At 55.7% G+C, this 20,541-nt stretch carries 17 protein-coding genes and 1 pseudogene; 2 read left to right on the plus strand and 16 right to left on the minus strand.

Going from position 1 to position 20,541, the window contains the following annotated elements; translation table 11 throughout:
* Positions 1 to 11: 11 nt before the first annotated feature.
* From CDA56_RS20010 to CDA56_RS20055, 8 genes and pseudogenes are all read right to left on the minus strand, one after another.
* Complete coding sequence (locus CDA56_RS20010) at positions 12 to 1,190, minus strand: Gfo/Idh/MocA family protein (RefSeq protein WP_047724313.1); 1,179 nt, start codon at positions 1,188 to 1,190, stop codon at positions 12 to 14.
* A gap of 92 nt (positions 1,191 to 1,282) precedes the next feature.
* Positions 1,283 to 2,683, minus strand: coding sequence for an MFS transporter (locus CDA56_RS20015; protein WP_004129763.1), 1,401 nt, complete (start codon positions 2,681 to 2,683; stop codon positions 1,283 to 1,285).
* A 407-nt stretch (positions 2,684 to 3,090) separates the two neighbouring features.
* Positions 3,091 to 4,454 (minus strand): annotated as a pseudogene (locus CDA56_RS20030) (MFS transporter).
* A gap of 10 nt (positions 4,455 to 4,464) precedes the next feature.
* Positions 4,465 to 5,283 (minus strand): sugar phosphate isomerase/epimerase family protein, encoded by an 819-nt coding sequence (locus tag CDA56_RS20035; RefSeq protein WP_103814799.1) that lies wholly within the window; start codon positions 5,281 to 5,283, stop codon positions 4,465 to 4,467.
* A 65-nt stretch (positions 5,284 to 5,348) separates the two neighbouring features.
* Positions 5,349 to 7,052 (minus strand): FAD-dependent oxidoreductase, encoded by a 1,704-nt coding sequence (locus CDA56_RS20040; protein WP_103814802.1) that lies wholly within the window; start codon positions 7,050 to 7,052, stop codon positions 5,349 to 5,351.
* Positions 7,053 to 7,062: 10 nt separating this feature from the next.
* On the minus strand, positions 7,063 to 7,383 hold the full coding sequence (locus CDA56_RS20045; protein ID WP_004133454.1) for an NIPSNAP family protein: 321 nt from the start codon (positions 7,381 to 7,383) through the stop codon (positions 7,063 to 7,065).
* A gap of 13 nt (positions 7,384 to 7,396) precedes the next feature.
* Positions 7,397 to 9,073: an FAD-dependent oxidoreductase gene (locus tag CDA56_RS20050; RefSeq protein WP_025107172.1), complete on the minus strand. Its 1,677-nt coding sequence runs from the start codon at positions 9,071 to 9,073 to the stop codon at positions 7,397 to 7,399.
* Positions 9,070 to 9,891, minus strand: a complete 822-nt coding sequence (locus CDA56_RS20055; RefSeq protein WP_032748247.1) for a shikimate dehydrogenase family protein — start codon at positions 9,889 to 9,891, stop codon at positions 9,070 to 9,072. The genes CDA56_RS20050 and CDA56_RS20055 overlap by 4 nt, the downstream gene beginning before the upstream one ends.
* 153 nt (positions 9,892 to 10,044) lie before the next feature.
* Here CDA56_RS20055 and CDA56_RS20060 point away from each other — a divergent pair, with 153 nt between their 5' ends.
* Entirely contained in the window at positions 10,045 to 10,803 is a 759-nt protein-coding gene (locus tag CDA56_RS20060; protein ID WP_032748248.1) for an IclR family transcriptional regulator domain-containing protein, read from the plus strand.
* Positions 10,804 to 10,905: 102 nt separating this feature from the next.
* Here the strand turns inward: CDA56_RS20060 and CDA56_RS20065 are convergent, their stop codons facing one another.
* From CDA56_RS20065 to CDA56_RS20105, 8 genes are all read right to left on the minus strand, one after another.
* A complete protein-coding gene (locus tag CDA56_RS20065; protein ID WP_025107169.1) occupies positions 10,906 to 11,208 on the minus strand; it encodes a hypothetical protein in 303 nt (100 codons plus the stop codon).
* A 1,117-nt stretch (positions 11,209 to 12,325) separates the two neighbouring features.
* Entirely contained in the window at positions 12,326 to 13,213 is an 888-nt protein-coding gene (gene cyoE, locus CDA56_RS20075) for a heme o synthase (RefSeq protein WP_004129778.1), read from the minus strand.
* A gap of 11 nt (positions 13,214 to 13,224) precedes the next feature.
* The gene (locus tag CDA56_RS20080) at positions 13,225 to 13,554 is read right to left on the minus strand and encodes a cytochrome o ubiquinol oxidase subunit IV (protein ID WP_004099523.1); all 330 of its coding nucleotides are present in this window, start codon (positions 13,552 to 13,554) and stop codon (positions 13,225 to 13,227) included.
* Positions 13,554 to 14,165 (minus strand): cytochrome o ubiquinol oxidase subunit III, encoded by a 612-nt coding sequence (locus CDA56_RS20085; protein ID WP_004099525.1) that lies wholly within the window; start codon positions 14,163 to 14,165, stop codon positions 13,554 to 13,556. The genes CDA56_RS20080 and CDA56_RS20085 overlap by 1 nt, the downstream gene beginning before the upstream one ends.
* Positions 14,155 to 16,146, minus strand: coding sequence for a cytochrome o ubiquinol oxidase subunit I (gene cyoB, locus CDA56_RS20090; protein WP_004848247.1), 1,992 nt, complete (start codon positions 16,144 to 16,146; stop codon positions 14,155 to 14,157). The genes CDA56_RS20085 and cyoB overlap by 11 nt, the downstream gene beginning before the upstream one ends.
* A gap of 19 nt (positions 16,147 to 16,165) precedes the next feature.
* Complete coding sequence (gene cyoA, locus CDA56_RS20095; protein WP_004848249.1) at positions 16,166 to 17,113, minus strand: cytochrome o ubiquinol oxidase subunit II; 948 nt, start codon at positions 17,111 to 17,113, stop codon at positions 16,166 to 16,168.
* A 480-nt stretch (positions 17,114 to 17,593) separates the two neighbouring features.
* Complete coding sequence (gene ampG / locus CDA56_RS20100; RefSeq protein WP_049081034.1) at positions 17,594 to 19,069, minus strand: muropeptide MFS transporter AmpG; 1,476 nt, start codon at positions 19,067 to 19,069, stop codon at positions 17,594 to 17,596.
* A gap of 45 nt (positions 19,070 to 19,114) precedes the next feature.
* Complete coding sequence (locus CDA56_RS20105; protein WP_004848253.1) at positions 19,115 to 19,693, minus strand: lipoprotein; 579 nt, start codon at positions 19,691 to 19,693, stop codon at positions 19,115 to 19,117.
* A gap of 305 nt (positions 19,694 to 19,998) precedes the next feature.
* Between CDA56_RS20105 and bolA the strand changes: the two genes are divergently transcribed.
* A complete protein-coding gene (gene bolA, locus CDA56_RS20110; RefSeq protein WP_004133447.1) occupies positions 19,999 to 20,316 on the plus strand; it encodes a transcriptional regulator BolA in 318 nt (105 codons plus the stop codon).
* Positions 20,317 to 20,541 lie beyond the last annotated feature (225 nt).

The raw sequence follows: 20,541 nt of genomic DNA on the forward strand, positions 1-20,541 counted from the left end.
GTGTTCAGCGGTTATTGGCAGTTAAAGTCAACCCACTGGCCGCCTGCGTCGGCGGATTTGACGCACTGCTCAACCCAGTAAACGCCGTGAAGACCGGCTTCGACGTCCGGATACCAGAAGGTCTCCAGGAACGCCTGGTCCCCGCGATCCATCGCGTCAATGGCGATAGCGTAGCGGCGATAGAGGTTGGCCCACGCCTCGAACAGCCCTTCAGGGTGACCGCCGCCAATGCGGTCGTCCGCCAGCGCCTGCTGGCTGAGATAGGGCATCCCGCGCTCGAGGACGCGAGCCGGTTCGCCCTGTACCTCATAGCTGAGCTGATTTGGACGCTCATCCCACCATTCGATGCTGGCTTTTTCGCCAATGACGCGGACTTTTTGCGAGTGCATCGCGCCGCTGTTGACCGCGCTGGTCCACAGTGAGCCAACGGCGCCGTTGTTATATTCCATCAGCACAAAGGCGTTATCTTCCAGCGGCGCGCGAGATTTGACGAAGCTTTGACGCGCGCACATCAGGCGGGTGATGTTCAGGTTAGGCACCATCGTCTCGGCAATAAATAGCGGATGGGTCGCCAGATCCCCCAGCACATAGCTAGGGCCGGCATATTTGGGCGTTACCCGCCAGCGGGTGGATTCAGCCTGTAGCTCAACGGCTTCATTATGAAAACCGTGGGCGAACTGCATATTAATAATGCGGATCTCGCCGAGCATCCCTTCCGCTATCATCTGCCGCGCCTGCTGGATCATCTGGTGCCCGGCATAGCCGTACGTGACGCCGATAATTTTATTCTGCTTTTTGCTTAGCGCCAGCAGCTCGCGCGCTTCGTCGGCGGTAAAGCACAGCGGTTTTTCGCAAATAACGTGCAGCCCGGCTTCAAGCGCCGCTTTAGTGATAGCGAAGTGAGTATTGTTCGGCGTCGTTACCGATACGGCTTCAATGCCGTCAGGACGTTTGGCCTCCTCCGCGAACAGCGTTTGGTAATCGGCGTAGCAGCGTTCAGGAGCGATGCCGAGCTGCTCGCCGAATTGACGACCGCGCTCGGCATCGATATCAAGCGCGCCGGCGAGCAGAGTAAAGACGTTGTCGCGAAGCGCCGCACAGCGGTGGCTGTAGCCAATCTGGCTGGTGCCGCCGCCGCCGACCATGCCCCAGCGCAGGGAGCGGGATAAGGGTTTCATGCCGTTTAACATGATGGTGCACTCCTCAATGATAGAGATCCTACGGATTTCAGATGTTCTTCTGTGTACCCGCGCTCGCCGAGCGCGGGCCTGGTTCTAAGGTTTTACATCTCGCCACGGGCTTCGCGTTCTTTCAGGTCATGCATGATCTGCGGGTATTGCTTATCCAGGCGATAAAACAGCAGGGTGATAATGACCACGATCCACAGGAAGAAAGAGCCGTAGAGATAAACGTGGTTAATCATGTCGATAGCGCTTTGCGGCTGAACGCCGGAGCCGCTGCTGGAGCTGACGTAACCCGCCATGCTCAGCAGGCCGGAGATAACCGCGGCGGCAATACCTGCGCCGAGTTTCGTCCCAACGGAACCGGCGGAGAAGATCATCCCTTCCTGTCTGACGCGCGTTTTCCACTGGCCGAATTCGACGGCATCGCCGCAGAATCCGAACAGCACGGCGTTCAGCGGGGCGAAGCCAATACCGCGAATAATCGCGTTTGCCAGCGCCCAGTGGTAATCATCAGAGTTAAACATAAACAGCACCTGGCCGATGGTCGCCAGCACGATGCCGCAGAGGGCAACGTTGCGTTTACCGTATTTGCGGATGGGCACGGAGCTCAGGAAGGTGAAAATAATAATGCAGGCGGTTTCGGCAACGAAAATGGAGCTATAGAAGGTATCGTCACCGAGCACGTAGCGGCAGTAGTAAGGCAGCGCGATCCCTACCACGGTGTAGTACACGCTTTGCGCGGTCCACAGGATGGCGCTGGCCCAGAAGTACTGGTTACGAAAAAGCGCGGAAAGCTGGGTTTTTACCGGTACGTTTCCCTGTTTCTCTCGCGCTTTGATGACCACCTTCTCTTCGCATTTATAAAAGCAAAACAGCAGCAACAGCAGCGCCAGAAAAGCCCAAATAGACATGGTTTTGATCCACGCCGCCTGATCGTCGCCAAAGTACTTCACCAGCGGCAAAGTGCAGGCAACGGCGAGAATACGACCAAAAGGCGACATCGACATTCGGGTGATGCTGAGCATATCCCTTTCCCAGGAGGCGCGGGTCATCATCGCAGAGAGGCTGCCGTAGGGGAGGTTGATGGCGGTATAGCACACGGTGGTGCAGAAATTATAGGCGACCAGCAGATAGAGAAACTGCAGCGTGCCGGTGGTCTGCGGGACGGTGAACAGTAAAATTGCCGATACGGCGTAGGGCACGCTCATCCACAGCAGCCAGGGGCGTGATTTACCCCAGCGAGAGTTCGTGCGTTCCACCATCAGGCCCATGATGACATCGGAAACGCCGTCAAACAGACGTGAGATCAGCATCACCAGGCCAACGGTGGCGATGCTGATGCCGACATAGTCGGTATAAAACAGGGTTAAAACCGTGCCGATCATGCCGAACACGACGTTACAGGCGGTATCGCCGCCGCCGTAAGCGATTCGGGTAGCCCAGCTTAGCTTATCGCCGCGTGCTGCCGCGGGAGAGAGAAGAATCTGCTGTTCACTCATGGTCAATTCCTTTGTCTGGAAGGACAAGTCAGGACCTCTGCGCCAGTTCCACCGGCACGACCTTATCCTGAATATCAGCCAGAACATAAGGAAATATTTATTTCATTTCAATGTTTGTTTGGAATTTAATTTCTGTATATGCGAGGCGGATCGAAAAACCGTAAAAATTGAGCCGTAATTTTTCTGGCTACAGCTATCAAGCCATTCTGATTGATAAGGTTATTAAGTGTTTTTCTGAACGATGTTTTATTTTTTTCATGTATGTATTTAATGATTTTGCGCTGTGGTTTTGTGAAGTGAATCGATACTGCATGGCATTTTTCTTTTTCATTATTCATTTAAATGAAATTAATTTTTCTTTTTTGGGCAGGCGTGTTTTTGAAACACGCCTGCCTTAGCGTCAACGTTTAAAATGTACTTCTGACGGGCGCGATTGACGCGGTGGCCCTTGCCGACGGGCCAGCCGCGAAAATACCTTTGGCCGCCAGCCCGGCGACGGTTATCGCGGCGGGAATGCCAAGGATCAGGAAAACGCTTTCGAAGCTGATATTCAGCGCCAGCATCTCCGCCCCGGCAAAGGCGCTCAGGATCGCGCCCATGCGGCCAACGCCGTGCATCCAGCTGGAGCCGGTAGCCCGTGCTTCGGTAGGATAGTAGCGGGCGGAGAGCGCGTTCATGCCGGTATTGGCGCCGTTTAAGCAGGCTCCGCTGATAAACGCCAGCAGGCAGATGAGCGCAAAGCTTGCCGCGGCATAGCCCATCGCCATCGTAAACAGGCCGCCAACCGCGTAAATCAGCCCGAGCGCCCGATGTGGGTTGATCCGGTCCATTAGCCAGCCCGCAAACAGCGAGCCAAGGGTTCCCCAGCCTGGTACATTGCGGTCATTACCGCCGCCTGGCCGACCGTTAAGCCCACCTCTTTTACCAGCGTCGGTAGCCAGCTGCCGAGGAGGTAAACCAAAAAAAGCCCCATAAAGTAAACCAGCCAGAGCATCATCGAACCGAAGCGATACTGGCGGGAGAGAACGATGCGCATGGCATTTGCCTGGACGGGCTGGGCCGGGAGGCTGAACTCGGCCTCATCGGGGATTTGTCCCGGATAGAGGCGTTGCATAATCCGCCGAATACGTTCGGCAGGCGCGCGCTTAACGACCAGAAAACGCACCGATTCCGGTAACAGCCAGATCAGGACCGGAGCGAACAGCAGCGGGAGGATCCCGCCAAGCAGCATCAGCGAGTGCCAGCCAAACTGCGGGATTAGCCAGGATGCGGAGAAACCGCCCGCCGCCGCGCCAAAGGTGAAGCCGCAAAAAATAATCGTAATCAGGAACGAGCGCTGGCGCTCCGGCGCATACTCTGACACCAGGGTGCCGATATTCGGCATGGCGGCGCCTAATCCCAGCCCGGTCAGGAAGCGGAAAACCATCATCTGCTCAATATTTTGTGAAAGGGCGGTGGCGATGGTCCAGAAGCCGAAGAAGAAGACGCTATTAATGATAATTTTTTTCCGTCCCAGCCAGTCGGCGAGCGGCCCGGAGAAAATGGCCCCCAGCGCCAGGCCTATCAGCGCGGCGCTGATGACAAAACCGAGTTGGTGATTGCTTACTCCCCATTCCTGCTTCAGCGTCGGGGCGATAAATCCCATGATGGCGATATCAAAGCCGTCCAGCGCGATAACGCAGAAGCCTAAAAACACCACCAGCTTCTGAAAGCGGCTTAGCGGATTGGCGTTGATTAACTCCCTGACGTCCAGGCGTTGAGTCTGTGTCATGGGACTCTCCTTAAGCGCAAGGGCGCAGGTAGGACTGCGCGGCATTAAACAGTAGCTGAGCGCGAGCGAGCGCCGGCAGCGCACCCCGATCGCCGCTTAGCGGGACCTCGATGGATACCGGCAGCGTGGCCGGAAGCGCCGCCATCAGACCGTGCAGGTCGAGTCCGCCTTCGCCGGGGACCTGGCGCGCGGCGCGGGCCTGGTAAATCAGCTCCTGCTCGTCAGCGGGTGGTTGCGGTAAGGCATCGCAAAGCTGCATATAGTTGAGGCAATTTTGCGGTAGCGCCGCGATCGTGGACAGGGATTCGCCGGCCCGCCAGAAGTGAATAGCGTCAATCAAAATACCGATATCGCTGCGGCCGCTGGCGGTGATGAGCGCACGGGCTTCGGCAATGGTGCGCAGGTGGGTCCAGGGCATGGGCTCCAGGTTCATGGTTAATCCATGCTCCTGACCGGCTTCGGCAAGCCGGGCGAGATTTCCCGCGCTGCGCGCGCGGTTATCATCGTTTCCTGCCACTAAAACCTGCTTTGCGCCAAGGCGCGCGGCGGTAGTAAAAAAAAGCTGCAAACGAGCGTCCACTGAAAAATCGGGCGTCAGGCGGACGATCTCAACGTCCGAAACGCGAACGCCGGTTTCCATCAGCGCCGCCAGGGTATCGCGTACGGCGGCGGTGTCGCCGAGCATGTCGTAATCCGGATCTGACGGGGTTGCGGGAAGCAGGCGCAGACCAACGTGGGTGAATCCGGCCTGGGCCGCAATGCGTACCTGTTCCGGCGGCGGAACGTCGAGGAGGGTAAGCGCGGCGAGTGAGAGGGTTCGCATGTTCATAAAGGACTCCAGTACAGTTGCAGGTGATTGTTGTTATGCGTATTGCCGTCCCTGGTGGAATGCTTTTACTGCGTTGTTTTATTGAGATTTTCTGCCAGGTTTTTTCCGACCAGATAGCCAAAAGTCATGGCCGGACCCAGCGTGATACCGCCGCTGGGATAGAATCCCCGCATCACGCTCGACATATCGTTGCCGATGGCGAAAAGCCCCTGGATCGGCTGCCGCTGCGCGTTGAGAACACGGGCATTTTCATCGGTGATTAGTCCACTGAAGGAACCCAGCGAGCCGGGCAATATACGTACCGCATAAAAAGGCCCATGGCTGAGTTTCCCGAGCGTGGGGTGGGGCGAGCGGCTGGCGTCACCCTGCGCGCGGTTATAGGCCGAGGCGCCGCGCTGAAAATCCTTATCCTCTCCCTGGTCTACAAAGCCGTTAAACCGGGCGATCGTTTCCGTTAGCTGCTGCGGATTGATGGCGCATGTTTTCGCCAGCGCTTCCGGCGTCTCACCGACGTACAGATAGCCGGTCCGTCGCCAGGCCTCGGGGGTAAACGGGAAGGGGCGAGCATGGCCCAATCCGTAGCGCCGCAGCGCACGGCCGTCGGCAATTAGCCACGCCTGCGGCGTTTCGTCCGGCGGCGTCGCGTCCAGCAGCGCGGCAATAAAATCATGATAAGAGTCGGCTTCATTGGTGAAGCGTTTACCGTTGGGCAACACGGCAATAAAGCCGGGCTTGGCGCGCTCAACCAGATGCGGGAACGGCAGCTGCAGTCCGCTGGCGAGGGTAACGCGCGACACCGGCGCCCAGGCCATGGCGTGCCTGAGTGAGGTATCAAACTGGCCGCCGACCGTTTCGCCGAGCCGAATGCCATCCCCCTGATTGCCCGGGGGCGCGGCGGAGAAGTGGCCGTAGCCGCTGGCGGCGTGCGGCACATTTTCGGCCAGACGCTGCCTGTCGTGAGGAAAGCCTCCGCAGGCGAGGATCACCGCGCCGGCGCGAACCTCCAGCGCGCCGCCGTCGCTGCGTAATATCGCGCCTGCAACGCCGTTGTTGTCGGCAAGCAGACGTTCTACCGGCGCGTTAAGCTGAAAATTAACCCCCGCATCCAGCGCCGAACGCAGCAGGCGGGCGACCAGCGCGTTGCCGTTAACCAGATGCTGTCCGCGACCGGCGCGTAGCCGCTGCCAGCCGTGACGCAGCAGGCGGCGGGTCGCATACAGCGCCGAGCCCGGTGAGCGGGTCGCGTTGAAAAAGTGCGCCATGTCCGTGCCGCCGGCAATGCCCATACCCGCAAGGCTGATGGTCTCCAGCGGAGGCCGCAGGCGATGCAGCCAGTCGCCCAGCAGCCGTCCGTCAAAAGGCTGCGCCGTGACCGAGCGGCCGCCCAGCGCAGCGCCCGGTGAAGCGTGAAAATCGGGCATTTTGCTGCCGGAAAGAAACTGCACGGCGGTACGGCGGCGGAAAAAGTCGATCATCTCCGGTCCGTACTGTAAGAAGGCAAGCAGACGCGCATCGGCAGGCTCACCGTCCATTTCATGGCGTAAATAAGCGAGCGGCGCGCCCGGCTCTTCTTCAATCCCTTCTTCACGAGCCAGCGGGTTACGCGGGATCCACAGCCAGCCGCCGGACCAGGCGCTGGTGCCGCCAATGACCGACTCTTTCTCCGCAACCAGTACGCTGGCGCCGCCGAGCGCGGCGGTGACGGCGGCAGAGAGCCCCGCCGCGCCGGAGCCGACGACCAGAACATCCACGTTCATCTGCCCGCTCATGACCCTCTCCTTATTGCAGTGGTGAAAAATCAGTGGGGCGCAGAAGCACCGACTCCAGACGCTCGACGGCGGCCAGCTCGCGGTTTTTGCGCGAGAACGTCAGCCAGCGTTCGTCCTGCGCCATGCGCGCCCGACGCGCCAGGCGATCGTCCAGACTTTCATAGGCCCAGATATGCACCACCTGATTGACCACGCCAATTTCGGTAAAGAAGAAGCCGATGAGCTTACCGAGGTGCTCGGTTTGCACGGCGTAAGCATCGCTTTTGTACAGCGCCAGCCAGTCGGCCATTTTCAGCGGATTGATGGTGTAGGTGCGTTTTTCATAGATCATGATTTTCTCCTGTTTATAGTGCGTGTTGTTGCGCCATATGGCTGGCTGAGAGATAGCCGAAGGTGAGCGCCGGGCCGAGCGTAATACCTGGGCCGGGGTAGGTTCCGGCCATCATCGAATCCATATCATTACCCACGGCATAGAGGCCTTTAATCGGTTCACCGTGCTGGTTAATGACCTGAGCATCGGCGGTAGTGACCAGGCCGCGCGAGGTACCGAGATCGCCGGTATAGAGGGTGACGGCATAAAACGGCGCGCGGGTCAGCGGAGCGTTACAGGCGTTTGGCCGGTGGCCGGGGTCGCCCATCGCGCGGTTATAGCTGTTGCCGCCTTTGGTGAACGCCGGGTCGAGGCCCTGAGCGGCGTCGCGGTTGTAGCGAGCCACCGTGTCAGCGAGCGTCTGCGGATCCAGGCCGAGCCGCTGCGCCAGTTCAGGCAGCGTATCGGCCTTATGCAGATAGCCCGCTTTCACCAGCGCGTCATTATTGACCGGGGCAGGGCGCGCCAGGCCGAGGCCGTAGCGCTTCATGGCCAGGGCGTCGCAAATCAGAAAGCAGGGCGCATTTTCTGCCCGGCTTTGCATGGCGCTGGCGAAGTGGTGATAAGAGTTAGATTCGTTCACGAAGCGCACCGCGCGCTGGTTGACGGCAATCACTCCAGGTTTGGCGCGATCGGTGACCAGATGAGGGAAGCGCTCTTGCGTGCCGTCGGGATGCTGTAAAACCGAGACCGGCGCCCAGAAAAAGTTAGACGGCAGGTCAGCCCCTTCCCGGGCATTGACCGCGGCGGCAAGGCGCAGCGCGGCGCCGTCGTTGGCAGCGGGGGACATGGTGTAGTGCTCGCGGGTCTGGGGGCGATAGCGTTCAGCCAGCCTGCCTGCGGCAAAACCACCCGCCGCCAGTACCACCCCGCAGCGGGCTTCAAGGGCCTGCTTTTGTCCCTCGTGCTCAATTTCTACGCCGGTCACCTCGCCATTGCGTTCGCTCAGCGAAAGCACGTTGACGTTGAGCCTGAGCTGCATACCTTTGCGAAAGGCGAGCGTCGCCATGCGGGCGATCAGCGCGTTGCCCATCGCCAGGCGGGTACCGCGAGGGTACCGCAGGCGATCGCGACCGAAGCGCAGCAGCAGTCTGCTGCAGTGCGCGAACGAGCGCGGGGAGCGGCGCATATCGAGAAAGTGCTGGATATCAACCCGGTTAACCATCATCCCGCCAAACAGCAGCATTCCCGGTGGGGGAGAACGGAGGTCGCGAAAATGCGCACCCAGTTCCCGTCCGTCAAACTCCACCACCTCGAGCGCCCGCCCGACATCGACGGCGCCGGGCTCATCCGGGTAATAATCCGGAGAGAGCGGGCGCAGGCTATATTTCACCGCGCCCTCTTTTTCAAGAAATGCCAGCGCCTCGCGCCCTGAAGCGATAAAGGCATCCACCAGATCCTGACGATAATGAGGCTCACCGATAATCGTCCGCAGATAGGTTTCGATGGCCTGCGGGCTGCCGCCCACGGCCATTTTCCGCGCCTGATCGCTATCGTGGATCCACACCGCGCCGCCGGAAATGGCGGAGGTGCCGCCAAACTGCGGGGCTTTTTCCAGCATCAGCACCGACAGTCCCTTACAGCTGGCGGTCACCGCCGCGGCAAAACCTGCGGCGCCGCTGCCGATAACGATGACATCCCAGCTTTTCATGCCGCCGCTCCTTGTTCCTGCGCGATGGCGCCGATGAATTGCCCCATCAGTTTCATCTGCGCCAGCGCCATCTCCGGCCCGGTCTGGATCGCGCAGCCGCGATCCCGGGCGAAGGCGAGGAGCGGGGTGATGATCGGGGCGGTCACCACGTCGGCGACATGCGTGGATAGCGGAAGGGTTTCCAGCAGCGTCTGCGGCAGCGGCAACGGCTCGAAACCGGCCATTCCCGCCGGGGAACCATTCACCAGCAAATCCAGGCCGGCAAGCGTAGCGGGCAGGTCGACGAGATGAACGTGCGGAAAATGGGTGGCCAGCCGGTTATGCAGCAGCTGAAGGGTGGCGGGATTCTGATCATAAAGGGCCAGCTGGCGGATACCCGCTTCGCAAAGCCCCCACGCGATAGCGCTGCCCACACCGCCGCAGCCGGAGAGCAGCCCCTTTTTACCGGCGGCGCTAAAGCCGTGCGCCTCTGCGGCAAGCTGAAAACCGACGCCGTCGAGCATATCGCCCTGTAAACGGCCATCGGCCAGCTTACGGATGACGTTAATGGCATTGAGGTGCTGAGCTCGCGGGGTTAACTCGTCGACCAGGGCGGCGGCCCGCTGTTTGTGCGGAACGGTGACCAGGACGCCGCTCATGTTGTGCCAGCCGCGCAGGGCCTGCAGAAAGTCAGCAACGGCTTCGGGGGCGATATCAACCGGGATCATCACGCTGTCCAACTGCTGGTCAGCAAAGAAGCGGTTGAAATTCTCCGGCGACTTAACCTGGGTAATCGGGTGGCCGATGACGGCGACGACCTGAGTGAATCCACTGACCATTTCAAACCTCATTTTGTTAAATGAATGTTGTGAAAGTATTTCAGCGGAAGCTGAGAGCGACAACGCAGAATTCGGCCATACTGGTTGTTAATCGCACTACCACTGCGATAATCGCGCTAAACTGATTGTATTGTTGCGAAAGTGTGAACAAGTATGCAAAACCAGATTCATACCCGCGATCTGATCGTCGGCCTGCAAAAAGGGCTGGCGCTGATCCAGCTATTTTCAAAAGAGTTCCCCCGGCTCACCGTGCCGCAGGCGGCGAAAATGAGCGGCCTGACGCAAAGCGCCGCGCGGCGCTTTTTCCTTACCCTGCTGCACGAGCGCTATCTGCAAACCGACGGACGTCATTACTGGCTAACGCCTAAAGCGTTAAGGCTGGGGCAGGCGTATGTCGATTCGGCGCAGTTCCCACGCATGGTACGACCGATCGTGGAGTACATCGCCAGTCGGACGGAAGAGCACGCTTCGGTCGGCGTGATAGATGATGACGAGCTGGTGTATATCGCCCGCAGTAAACACACGCCGTTTAACTCGACTTCAGTGCGTCTGGGGGAGAGAGTGCCGATTTACTGTACCGCCGGAGGGCGACTATGGCTGGCTTCCTTAGCGGAAACCGAGTGTGAAACCGTTTTGCAGCGGATCCGCCGCGAGCAGCGTACGCCCTATACGGTGACGGACGTGGCGGCGTTAATGGAAAAGATCGCTCAGGTTCGTCGCCAGGGATACGCCGCGATTGAGCAGGAGTTTGAAATTGGCATGCTGGTCCTGGCCGTGCCGCTGTCAGATCGGGAAGGGCTCTACTGGGGAGCGCTGAGTTTAACCAGCCATCAGTCAAGAACCTCGATTGAGGCACTATGCCGCGATCATCTGGATTTGCTCTATAGCGCTCAGGCGATGCTGGTGGGTTAAAACCAAAGGCGCAGACGATTCACTCATCCTCGTGCCGAGAGAGCTTACGGTAGGCAAAAAAAAGGGCAGGAAGAATCCTGCCCTGAGAATGACGAACCGATATTAGGCGGTGACGCTGTTAGTGAAAGTGTTCCACTCGCCCGACAGGTCGTGCACAGAATTGCTCCAGTTTTCGTTGCTTGAGGCAACGAAATCCTGCCACGTAGATGTGCCGCTCAGGTAATCACCGAACGCAATGGTATCGTTAACGATGGCATTGGCGATGGTAGCACCTGCGGAGGTAATAAAATCGCTCAGATGGCTTGCTGTATTATTAATAATGCTGGAAATGCTGTTAGCAATGCTGCCGAACACATTAAAACCACCAGAAATAGATTCCATTTCGCCAATAGTTAATTCTTTCATTGGTATTCCTTGTTAAGTTTGATTAATTTTTATTAGTGGGTCTCTTACCCACGGAAGAAATACTAACACTCTTAAATTATGTTAATCCAGAGTATTAATATGTGAAATATTCAATTTCATACAAATTTAATAAAATGAAGTTTTCTTCAGAGATAACGGCGTAAGCCATGAGTATGAATTTTTTATTCGGCACATCTGGCTTTAATGTGAAATTGCATGAGGGCCTTATAAAGAAAAACGCGCTGAAAGTGGTTGCAGGCGGAAATAAGACGGACAGCTTTTTTTTCATTGAAAACTTTACTATTGTTCAATAGAGATGCTATATGAACCGGAGAGAAAAATATTCATGGCAAAAGACCGCCTGTTCGTGCGGAGGAGGGGAGGGCAAGAGAACATCACCCTGGCACCATACCTCACGTTAATATGTTAATTTTCGATTTCACATTCGCCCACCGGGAATGAAGGAAGCGCAGCCCGCTGAATGAACGAGAGCCTGTCTATGGTTTGCTAACCCGAATGACGTCAGCGTTCGACGAAACAAAAATTTCGCGATATATCTCTTATACTATTTTGCGCACAATAAATTTATTTACCGTATATATGCAGCTAAACCACTCGGCGCCGTACGGGGTAGCGCGGCGGCGGGATTCATATCTCAAAGATACCATTGCCGACCGCAGTGGGAAAACCGTGCTTAGCGATGATTCGTTAAACAACGGAATCATTAGCCGGTATATAGTGCTCATTTTATTGACAGTACCAGCGTTAAAACCAATTTTAATTCATCTAAATAAACGATGGCTGCAGGATAATGAATTGCTGCTGATGAATCTGATGCGGCTATTTGTCGAAACGAATTGGCAGTACTGCGTGACTATTATCGCATCAGTATGGCTAAACGCGTTCCGGCAGTAAGCGGAGAAAGGCATGTACGGGGGGCGTCTTTGATCGAGGACGCTGAAGCGGAATTTAGCCAGGGGCAGAGAAAGCGTTGAGAGGGTTGAGGGCACAATCTCAGAATAATAGGGTGGGGAGAATGATTTACAACCATCGGCGATGCGAGATTAACAGGGGGAAATAAGTAATGGCGTATCGTGCGATACGCCATTGAGAGACACTATCTGACCATGGTCAGCAGGTTGTGTGAATCCGGCACCATAAAGTCGACGGACATCATCACCGACAGCGCGGTAATGGCTACGATGGAAAAGACGAACAGCTTACGCGCCCAGACTTTATCATCCGCCACTTTATAACCGCGCAGCGCCATTCCGAGCCACCAGACGCTCACCGCCGCAGCGACAACCAGATATTTATATCCAGCGTAGCCGCCCAGGGAGAGCATCAGCGTGGCAACGGCGAAAGCGATGATGTAAACGGTGATATGGTTTTTCGCTACCGAAATGCCTTTCACTACCGGCAGTACCGGAATGTTCGCTGCCTGATAATCCTTGAAGCGGAAAATCGCGATAGCGTAAGAGTGAGGCATCTGCCACAGGCTGAAAATCGCCAGCAGAATCGCGGCACCGCTGTCAAAATCACCGGTAACCGCGCAGTAGCCAATCACCGGCGGCGCAGCGCCGGAGAGAGAACCAATCAGCGTGCCGTAGACGGAGTGGCGCTTCATGTACAGGCTGTAAACGCCGACATAAACCACGAACCCCATCACCCCCAGCCAGCAGGCCAGGGGATTCGCGCCAAACCACAGGAGCATGAAGCCAGCAATACCCAGCAGGGTGGCGTATACCAGCGAAGCTTCTGGCGAGATCAGCCCTTTGACCAGCACCCGGTTTTTCGTCCGTTCCATCTTACGATCGATATCACGGTCGATATAGTTGTTGAAAACACAACCCGAGGCGACCACCAGGGATACTCCGAGGAGCGTCCAGATAAAAAGCGGATAGTCGATGTGGCCCTTGGAGGCCAGCAGGAAACCGCCAATCACGGAGATCAGGTTGCCAAAAATAATGCCTGGTTTCGTTACTTGCAGGTATTGCTTAAACATACTCGCCGCTCTTAGTGCATCATCATGTTGTAGTTCAGGTTCCACATAATCCAGATGGAGCCGACAACTACGATAGCAATGATGATTACGGTGAAGATAAATGCGGTCAGGTTCCAACCTTCGTCCGATTTACTGTTCATGTGCAGGAAGTACACGAGGTGTACCACAATCTGCACAACCGCAGTGACCAGGATGGTTCCCAGAATAGCCGCATGCGATGCAGATCCACTCATCACCATTGCAAACGGGATAACCGTCAGAATGATCGACAGGATGAAACCTGTCATGTAGCTCTTCACGCTGCCGTGAGAAGCGCCGCTATGATCGGTAGAATGACTCATTACATCGCCCCCATCAGATAAACAACAGAGAACACGCAGATCCACACGACGTCCAGGAAGTGCCAGAACAGGCTCAGGCACATGATACGGGTGCGGTTCGTGCTGGTCAGGCCGCGACGAGAAACCTGAACCATCAGCACCGCCATCCAGATCAGACCAGAGGTCACGTGCAGACCGTGGGTGCCGACCAGCGCGAAGAACGCTGACAGGAAGCCGCTGCGATCCGGGCCCATACCTTCAACAATCAGGTGATGGAATTCATAGAGTTCCATCGCGATGAACCCAGCCCCGAAGAGGAAGGTCAGCGCCAGCCAGGAAACCACCTGGCTCTTGTTGTTTTTGTACATGGCGATAGCCGCCATGCCGTAGGTGATGGAGCTGAACAGCAGCAGCGCGGTTTCAACCAGAACGAACGGCAGTTCAAAAATATCTTTACCGGTCGGACCGCCCGCCGTGCCGTTCACCAGAACGGCATAGGTAGCGAACAGAGTGGCGAAGATAATGCAGTCGCTCATCAGGTAGATCCAGAAACCGAATACCTTCATCGGTCCTGTATCATGGTGCCCGTGTTCGTGCGCGTGGGCGTTATGCGCAAGAGTATCAGTTGCCATTTTTCAGCCCTGCTTTGTTAATCTCATCGAAATGCTGATTTTCCAGTTTTTCGACTACTGCAACCGGCACGTAGTAATCCACGTCCTCGTCAAAGCTCTTAATAATCCAGGTCACCAGGATACCGACGAAGCTTGCAATCGCCATCCACCAGATATGCCAGATCATTGCGAAACCAAACACCGTTGCGAAAGCAGCAATCACGATGCCCGCGCCGCTGTTTTTCGGCATATGAATCTCTTCATAGCCAGCCGGTTTCTTATACGCGTCGCCTTTTTCTTTCATTTCCCAGAACGCGTCACGCTCGTGAACGACAGGAACGATAGCAAAGTTGTAGAACGGCGGAGGAGAAGAGGTTGCCCACTCCAGCGTACGGCCGCCCCACGGGTCGCCGGTCAGGTCACGGTTCTGCTCGCGATCGCGGATAGACACGTAGAACTGAATCAGCTGGCAGAGAATACCGCAAGCGATCAGCGCCGCACCGCAGGCTGCAACAACCAGCATCGGGTGGAACTGCGGGTCAATCTGCTGGCTCAGGCGACGGGTCATGCCCATGAAGCCCAGTACGTACAGCGGCATAAACGCGACGAAGAAGCCGATGATCCAGAACCAGAAAGCGCGTTTGCCCCAGGTTTCGTTCAGGGTGAAGCCAAAGGCTTTCGGCCACCAGTAGGTCAGACCTGCGAAGCAACCGAACACCACGCCGCCGATGATGACGTTATGGAAGTGCGCGATCAGGAACAGGCTGTTGTGCAGCACGAAGTCTGCGCCCGGTACCGCCAGCAGTACGCCGGTCATACCCCCTACGGAGAAGGTTACGATAAAGCCAATCGTCCACAGCATTGCTGAGTTGAAGACGATACGGCCCTGGTACATGGTAAACAGCCAGTTGAAGATCTTAACCCCGGTCGGGATAGCGATGATCATGGTCGTAATACCGAAGAAGGCGTTTACGTTCGCGCCCGCACCCATAGTAAAGAAGTGGTGCAGCCAAACGATGAACGACAGAACGGTAATACACACTGTTGCCCATACCAGCGAGGTGTAGCCAAACAGACGCTTACGTGAGAAGGTTGCGGCGATTTCGGAGAAGACACCGAATACCGGCAGAACCAGAATGTACACTTCCGGGTGACCCCAGGCCCAAATCAGGTTGATGTACATCATCATGTTGCCACCCATATCGTTGGTAAAGAAATGGGTGCCCAGGTAGCGGTCCAGGGTCAGCAGCGCGACGGTGACGGTCAGAATTGGGAAGGAGGCGATAATCAGGATGTTGGCGCACAGAGATGCCCAGCTAAACACCGGCATCTTGAACATGGTCATGCCAGGGGCACGCATCTTGATAATCGTTACGAAGAAGTTAATACCGGTGAGCGTTGTACCAATACCGGATAGCTGGAGAGCCCAGATCCAGTAATCGACCCCGACGCCCGGACTGTACTCAATTCCCGAGAGCGGCGGATAGGCCAGCCAACCGGTCTGCGCGAATTCACCGACGCCCAGAGAGAGGTTAACCAGAATCACGCCCACAACGGTGAACCAGAAGCTCAGGTTGTTAAGGAATGGGAAGGCAACGTCGCGCGCGCCGATCTGCAGCGGAACCACCAGGTTCATCAGACCGATAACAAACGGCATCGCTACGAAGAAGATCATGATAACGCCGTGGGCGGTAAAGATCTGATCGTAGTGGTGAGGCGGCAGGAAGCCTGCTTCCCCGGCCGAGGCCAGCACCTGCTGGCTACGCATCATAACGGCGTCAGCGAAGCCACGCAGCAACATGACGATTGCTACGATAACGTACATGATACCGAGACGTTTGTGGTCAACCGAAGTCAGCCACTCATTCCAAAGGTAGGACCACTTACCGAAGTAAGTGATGGCCGCCAGAAGCGCCAGTCCCCCAATGATAATTGCAGCCACCGTAACCACAATAATGGGTTCATGGTAGGGCACTGCATCCAGTGTAAGTTTTCCGAACATCGTTTTCTTCCTCGGCCCCTTAGTGAGCGGTTTCCGCGTGGCTCATGTCCATGCCTTCCATTCCTTCGTGCGCTGCGTGCTCGCCCTCAGGTTGGGTCATATCCATGCTCTTACCGTGAGACATAAATTTGTTAACAACATCTTTAAACAAATCTGGTTTCACGTTAGAGAAGTATTCCACTTTGTTGTATTCGCTAGGCGCAGCCAGTTTGTCGAACGTTTCCATGGAGTCCATGGCGTTCGCAGACTGTTTGGCTTTCGCTACCCACTGATCGAAGGTTGCACGATCCGGCGTGGCGATAGCTTTGAACTTCATTCCTGAGAAGCCCGGGCCGCTATAGCTGGCGGAGATACCGTCGTAAGTACCAGCTTCGTTCGCGATGAGGTGCAGCTGAGTCTGCATCCCGGCCATTGCGTAAATCTGGCTACCTAAACGTGGGATAAAGAACGAGTTCATCACGGAGTTGGAGGTCACTTTGAAGTGTACCGGTACGTTCGCCGGGAAGGCGATTTCGTTGACGGTAGCAATGCCTTGTTCCGGATAGATGAAGAACCATTTCCAGTCCATCGAAACGACTTCGATAGTGATAGGTTTTTCATCGTGAGCAAGCGGTTTGCTCGGCTCTAATGCGTGAGTGGTTTTCCAGGTCAGAACGGCCAGGAACAGGATGATCAGGATAGGAACCGTCCAGACCACAGCTTCCACTTTGTTGGAGTGTGACCAGTTCGGGCTATACTTCGCATCTTTATTGCTCGCACGATACTTCCAGGCAAATCCTACTGCCATCAAGACGGCTGGAATAACGACGATCATCATCAGGCCGAAGGCCGTCAGAATCAGAGAGCGTTGCTCCAGTCCAATCTGTCCTTTTGGGTCGAGGAGTGCAGAATCACAACCACTGAGTAATACAGTGCCTGCGATTAATGACATCCATCCCAAACTTTTATTGTATTTCCTAAGTCTCATTGAACGACCTCAATTCCACGGAATCTGGTGGCGCTTAAAGTGTACGGGCATTTTACGGGAAGGTTGCATTACTGTAAACATAGTTGGAGCTGTGTCTGCTCTATGTTAGCGGCTTCTGCTTGCCCTGTCACATATGTTACGGAGTGTGACATTATCGCTTGCAAACCTTGATTTAGGCGGGATTGATAACGAAAGGGATAAGAACGAAAGGCTTTATAAGAGAATGAGCATAACTACCCGCAAAACAACACAAATAATTAACAATTAATTATCAAATAAAAGACATCGTAAAAGCGGAAAATAAAACCTGCAGAGCTGAATCGGTTAAATTATTTAAAGATTCGCATGAAAATTGTCAATAATTTCCAGAAATCTAAAACGCACAAAACAACAAATCGGCTACGATGAATATAAAATCGTTAATAAGACGTTATAATTACGTTTAGTAATTACAACGTCCACGTACGTTTCTGCGCTGATTTAAATCAGCTCGGTTTTACGTAATGCCAGATAGTCAAGGAAGGCGCCGAGTAAAATACCCGCGACGGCGGTGAGTACGGCGATCTCAAGCAGGCCGGCAAGGAAGGAGAAGTTGGTGTAATCCAGCGCGTTGAGCGCCAGCAGCAGCAGCCAAATCGCCAGCATCAGGCAGCCAGCAGCCAGAATAATTAATGCCAGCCCGTAGGTCTGCGGAAAGCGCGTGCGCGGCATAAAGCTTTCTGAGCGCTGAGTGTGTTCCAGCGTACGCCGGCAAATTAACAGCAGCAAAATCCCCGGCACCGCGGCGACGACGGAAAAGAGATAGAAGGTAGGCCAGCCGTGGGCTTCAACAAACCAGCCGGCGATAGGCCCAACGTACACGCGCCCAACGGCAGAGAGCGCTGAGAGCAGGGCAAACTGGGTGGCTGAAAACGATTTATTGCACAGCGTCATCAGCAGCGCGACGAACGCCGCGGTGCCCATCCCGCCGCACAGATTTTCGAAAAACACCGCCGTCGCCATGGAGAAAAGGTGTTTATCGGTAATTGAGAGCAGCCAATATCCGGCGTTGGATACCCCCTGCAGCAGGCCGAAAATCAGCAGCGCGCGGAACAACGTCAGGCGCTGCATGAGCACGCCGCCGTAAAGCGCGCCGATAATCGTGGCGAACAGGCCGAGCGTTTTATTCACCATTCCCACTTCACCCGCATCGAAACCGACGCCGCGAATCAGGAACGTGGTGGTCAGGCTCATGGCAAACGCGTCGCCAAGCTTATAAAGGACGATCAGCAGCAGAATAAGCCAGGCATTATTGCGGCCGAAGAAGTCGCGCAGCGGTGCGGCGACGGCCTGCTCCAGCGTCTTCGGCACCGGAATAACGTCGCTGGGTTCCGGCGCCAGCAGCGTGGCGATAATGCAGGGGATCAGCAGCGCGGCCATCAGCCAGTACATCCCCTGCCAACCCAGCCAGCGATCGGCCAGCCAGAGCGCCAGCCCGCCGGAGACCAGCATCCCCAGACGATAGCCCAGCACGCTGATTGCCGCTCCGGTGCCTCGCTCTTCCGCGGCCAGCACGTCAGTTTTCCACGCGTCAAATACGATATCCTGAGAGGCGGAACAAAAGGCGATGACCACCGCCAGCGCCGCCATCCAGCGCAGCTGCGTGGACGGTTCAAGGAAACCCATCGCCGCAATGGCGATAAGGAGCAGTAACTGGGTCGCCAGCAGCCAGCCGCGACGACGGCCGAGAAACGGCGGCGTATAGCGGTCCATCACCGGCGACCAGAGGAACTTAAAGACGTAGGCCTGGCCGACGAGCGAGAAAAAACCGATAGTTTTCAGATCGATGTTTTCAACGGTCATCCACGCCTGCAGCGTGCCGGAGGTGAGGGCGAGCGGTAATCCCGAGGCAAAACCGAGGATCAGCAGGATAGCTGATTTTGGCTGCGTGAAAATGCGTAAGTAATGATTAGACATGGCATGTCGTGCAGACCCGGCGCGAAGCCGGGTCTGCGACTTAAATTAACGCGCGTTTTGCTTGATGAAATCGTGAATGCTGGTGTCCTGCGCCATATCGCTAATGGTATCGGTCATGACGCTATTAACCGCATCGGCGATATTTTTATTCGAGGCCTGGAAGGCGCCTTCAACAGAGTAGCTGGCACGATAGTTTTTCGTCATCTTATTGCCGTTGGCGGCAGTGGCAACGATCGCAATATCGGCTTTGGTCGCAATGTTGTAACGCACGTTGCCCTGAGAAACGTCGGCGTACAGTTTATTCACAATGATTTGCAGATCCACGGCGCCGTTCGGGCCAATCATATAGCCACGCGAGGTCATCTGTTTCTCGAGCACTTCCTGCAACAGGAAGCGCAGGTCGCGGGAGGCGGTGAGCGTAACCTGTTGGTTATCGCGGGTGACTTTCGCCAGCGCCTGATCCGGACGCTGATCGGCGCCGTTAATGCTGACGGTCACGCCCATCAGGCTGGGATCCTGCTGTGGCAGGGTGATTTTCGGTGAAACATCAATGGTGGTCGGCGGAGTGGCGCATCCGGCCAGCATAAACAGCGCGACCAAAGGAAAAAGAATTTTCTTAAACATGTTCAGGGTCTCAACGCATGGTGGAGTGGTAATGAGGAAAATTCCCGCCATCATAACATCGCCAACGGCAAGGGGAAGTGGCAACGCATGTAAATTCATCGCCTTGTGCGTTTTCTGTCCTGACTGCATCTCTTATCGCAACGCAGGCAGGGCTTTCAGGACACCGAACCACTAAAGCCGATACTTTTGCATGAAAATATCAGAGGAATGCTAATTTTTTGTTGTTTTCGCCCAATGGAAGCGGTAAAAGCGGCTAACATTTAAAGGGAATGGCGGCAATACAGCGTTGTCGGAGGAGAAAATTCATGATGATACGTGAACAGATCGAAGCAAAACTTAGGGCAGCGTTCGACCCGGTGTATCTTGAAGTCGTGGATGAAAGCTATCGCCACAACGTTCCTGCGGGCTCTGAAAGTCATTTTAAAGTGGTGTTGGTGAGCGATCGCTTCCTTGGCGAGCGTTTTCTTAATCGTCACCGTATGATTTACGGAACGTTGACTGAGGAACTATCAAGCACCGTGCACGCTCTGGCGTTGCATACCTATACAATCAAAGAGTGGGAAGGGCTACAGGATACCGTCTTTGCTTCTCCTCCTTGTCGCGGGGCTGGAAGTATCGCGTAGAAATCGCATTTGCAACCGCTGGAGCTTTTCCAGTATGTTGCGTGAAGATTTATGAGAAAACGGCCTGCGGGCCGTTTTGTTTTGCCTGAAAAATGTGCAATTCACGCATATTTACAGGCAAATTTGCTCGGGAAATGTGAAAAAAGCCGCAGCAGTGGGCGACAACCGTTCTCGACTCACAAAAGTGATGCCGCTATAATGCCGCGTCTTTTATTATGAATGTCT

Source organism: Klebsiella michiganensis (genome assembly GCF_002925905.1).
In the GTDB taxonomy this organism is placed as follows: domain Bacteria; phylum Pseudomonadota; class Gammaproteobacteria; order Enterobacterales; family Enterobacteriaceae; genus Klebsiella; species Klebsiella michiganensis.

Bases quoted from the DNA above. Each gene is read 5' to 3' on its own strand.
- CDA56_RS20085 (WP_004099525.1), bottom strand. From the start codon at position 14,165: ATGGCAACTGATACTCTTGCGCATAACGCCCACGCGCACGAACACGGG.
- CDA56_RS20040 (WP_103814802.1), bottom strand. From the start codon at position 7,052: ATGAGCGGGCAGATGAACGTGGATGTTCTGGTCGTCGGCTCCGGCGCG.
- bolA (WP_004133447.1), top strand. From the start codon at position 19,999: ATGATGATACGTGAACAGATCGAAGCAAAACTTAGGGCAGCGTTCGAC.
- CDA56_RS20080 (WP_004099523.1), bottom strand. From the start codon at position 13,554: ATGAGTCATTCTACCGATCATAGCGGCGCTTCTCACGGCAGCGTGAAG.
- CDA56_RS20060 (WP_032748248.1), top strand. From the start codon at position 10,045: ATGCAAAACCAGATTCATACCCGCGATCTGATCGTCGGCCTGCAAAAA.
- CDA56_RS20045 (WP_004133454.1), bottom strand. From the start codon at position 7,383: ATGATCTATGAAAAACGCACCTACACCATCAATCCGCTGAAAATGGCC.
- CDA56_RS20015 (WP_004129763.1), bottom strand. From the start codon at position 2,683: ATGAGTGAACAGCAGATTCTTCTCTCTCCCGCGGCAGCACGCGGCGAT.
- CDA56_RS20050 (WP_025107172.1), bottom strand. From the start codon at position 9,073: ATGAAAAGCTGGGATGTCATCGTTATCGGCAGCGGCGCCGCAGGTTTT.
- ampG (WP_049081034.1), bottom strand. From the start codon at position 19,069: ATGTCTAATCATTACTTACGCATTTTCACGCAGCCAAAATCAGCTATC.
- CDA56_RS20105 (WP_004848253.1), bottom strand. From the start codon at position 19,693: ATGTTTAAGAAAATTCTTTTTCCTTTGGTCGCGCTGTTTATGCTGGCC.
- cyoE (WP_004129778.1), bottom strand. From the start codon at position 13,213: ATGTTTAAGCAATACCTGCAAGTAACGAAACCAGGCATTATTTTTGGC.
- CDA56_RS20055 (WP_032748247.1), bottom strand. From the start codon at position 9,891: ATGGTCAGTGGATTCACTCAGGTCGTCGCCGTCATCGGCCACCCGATT.
- cyoA (WP_004848249.1), bottom strand. From the start codon at position 17,113: ATGAGACTTAGGAAATACAATAAAAGTTTGGGATGGATGTCATTAATC.
- cyoB (WP_004848247.1), bottom strand. From the start codon at position 16,146: ATGTTCGGAAAACTTACACTGGATGCAGTGCCCTACCATGAACCCATT.
- CDA56_RS20010 (WP_047724313.1), bottom strand. From the start codon at position 1,190: ATGTTAAACGGCATGAAACCCTTATCCCGCTCCCTGCGCTGGGGCATG.
- CDA56_RS20035 (WP_103814799.1), bottom strand. From the start codon at position 5,283: ATGAACATGCGAACCCTCTCACTCGCCGCGCTTACCCTCCTCGACGTT.
- CDA56_RS20065 (WP_025107169.1), bottom strand. From the start codon at position 11,208: ATGAAAGAATTAACTATTGGCGAAATGGAATCTATTTCTGGTGGTTTT.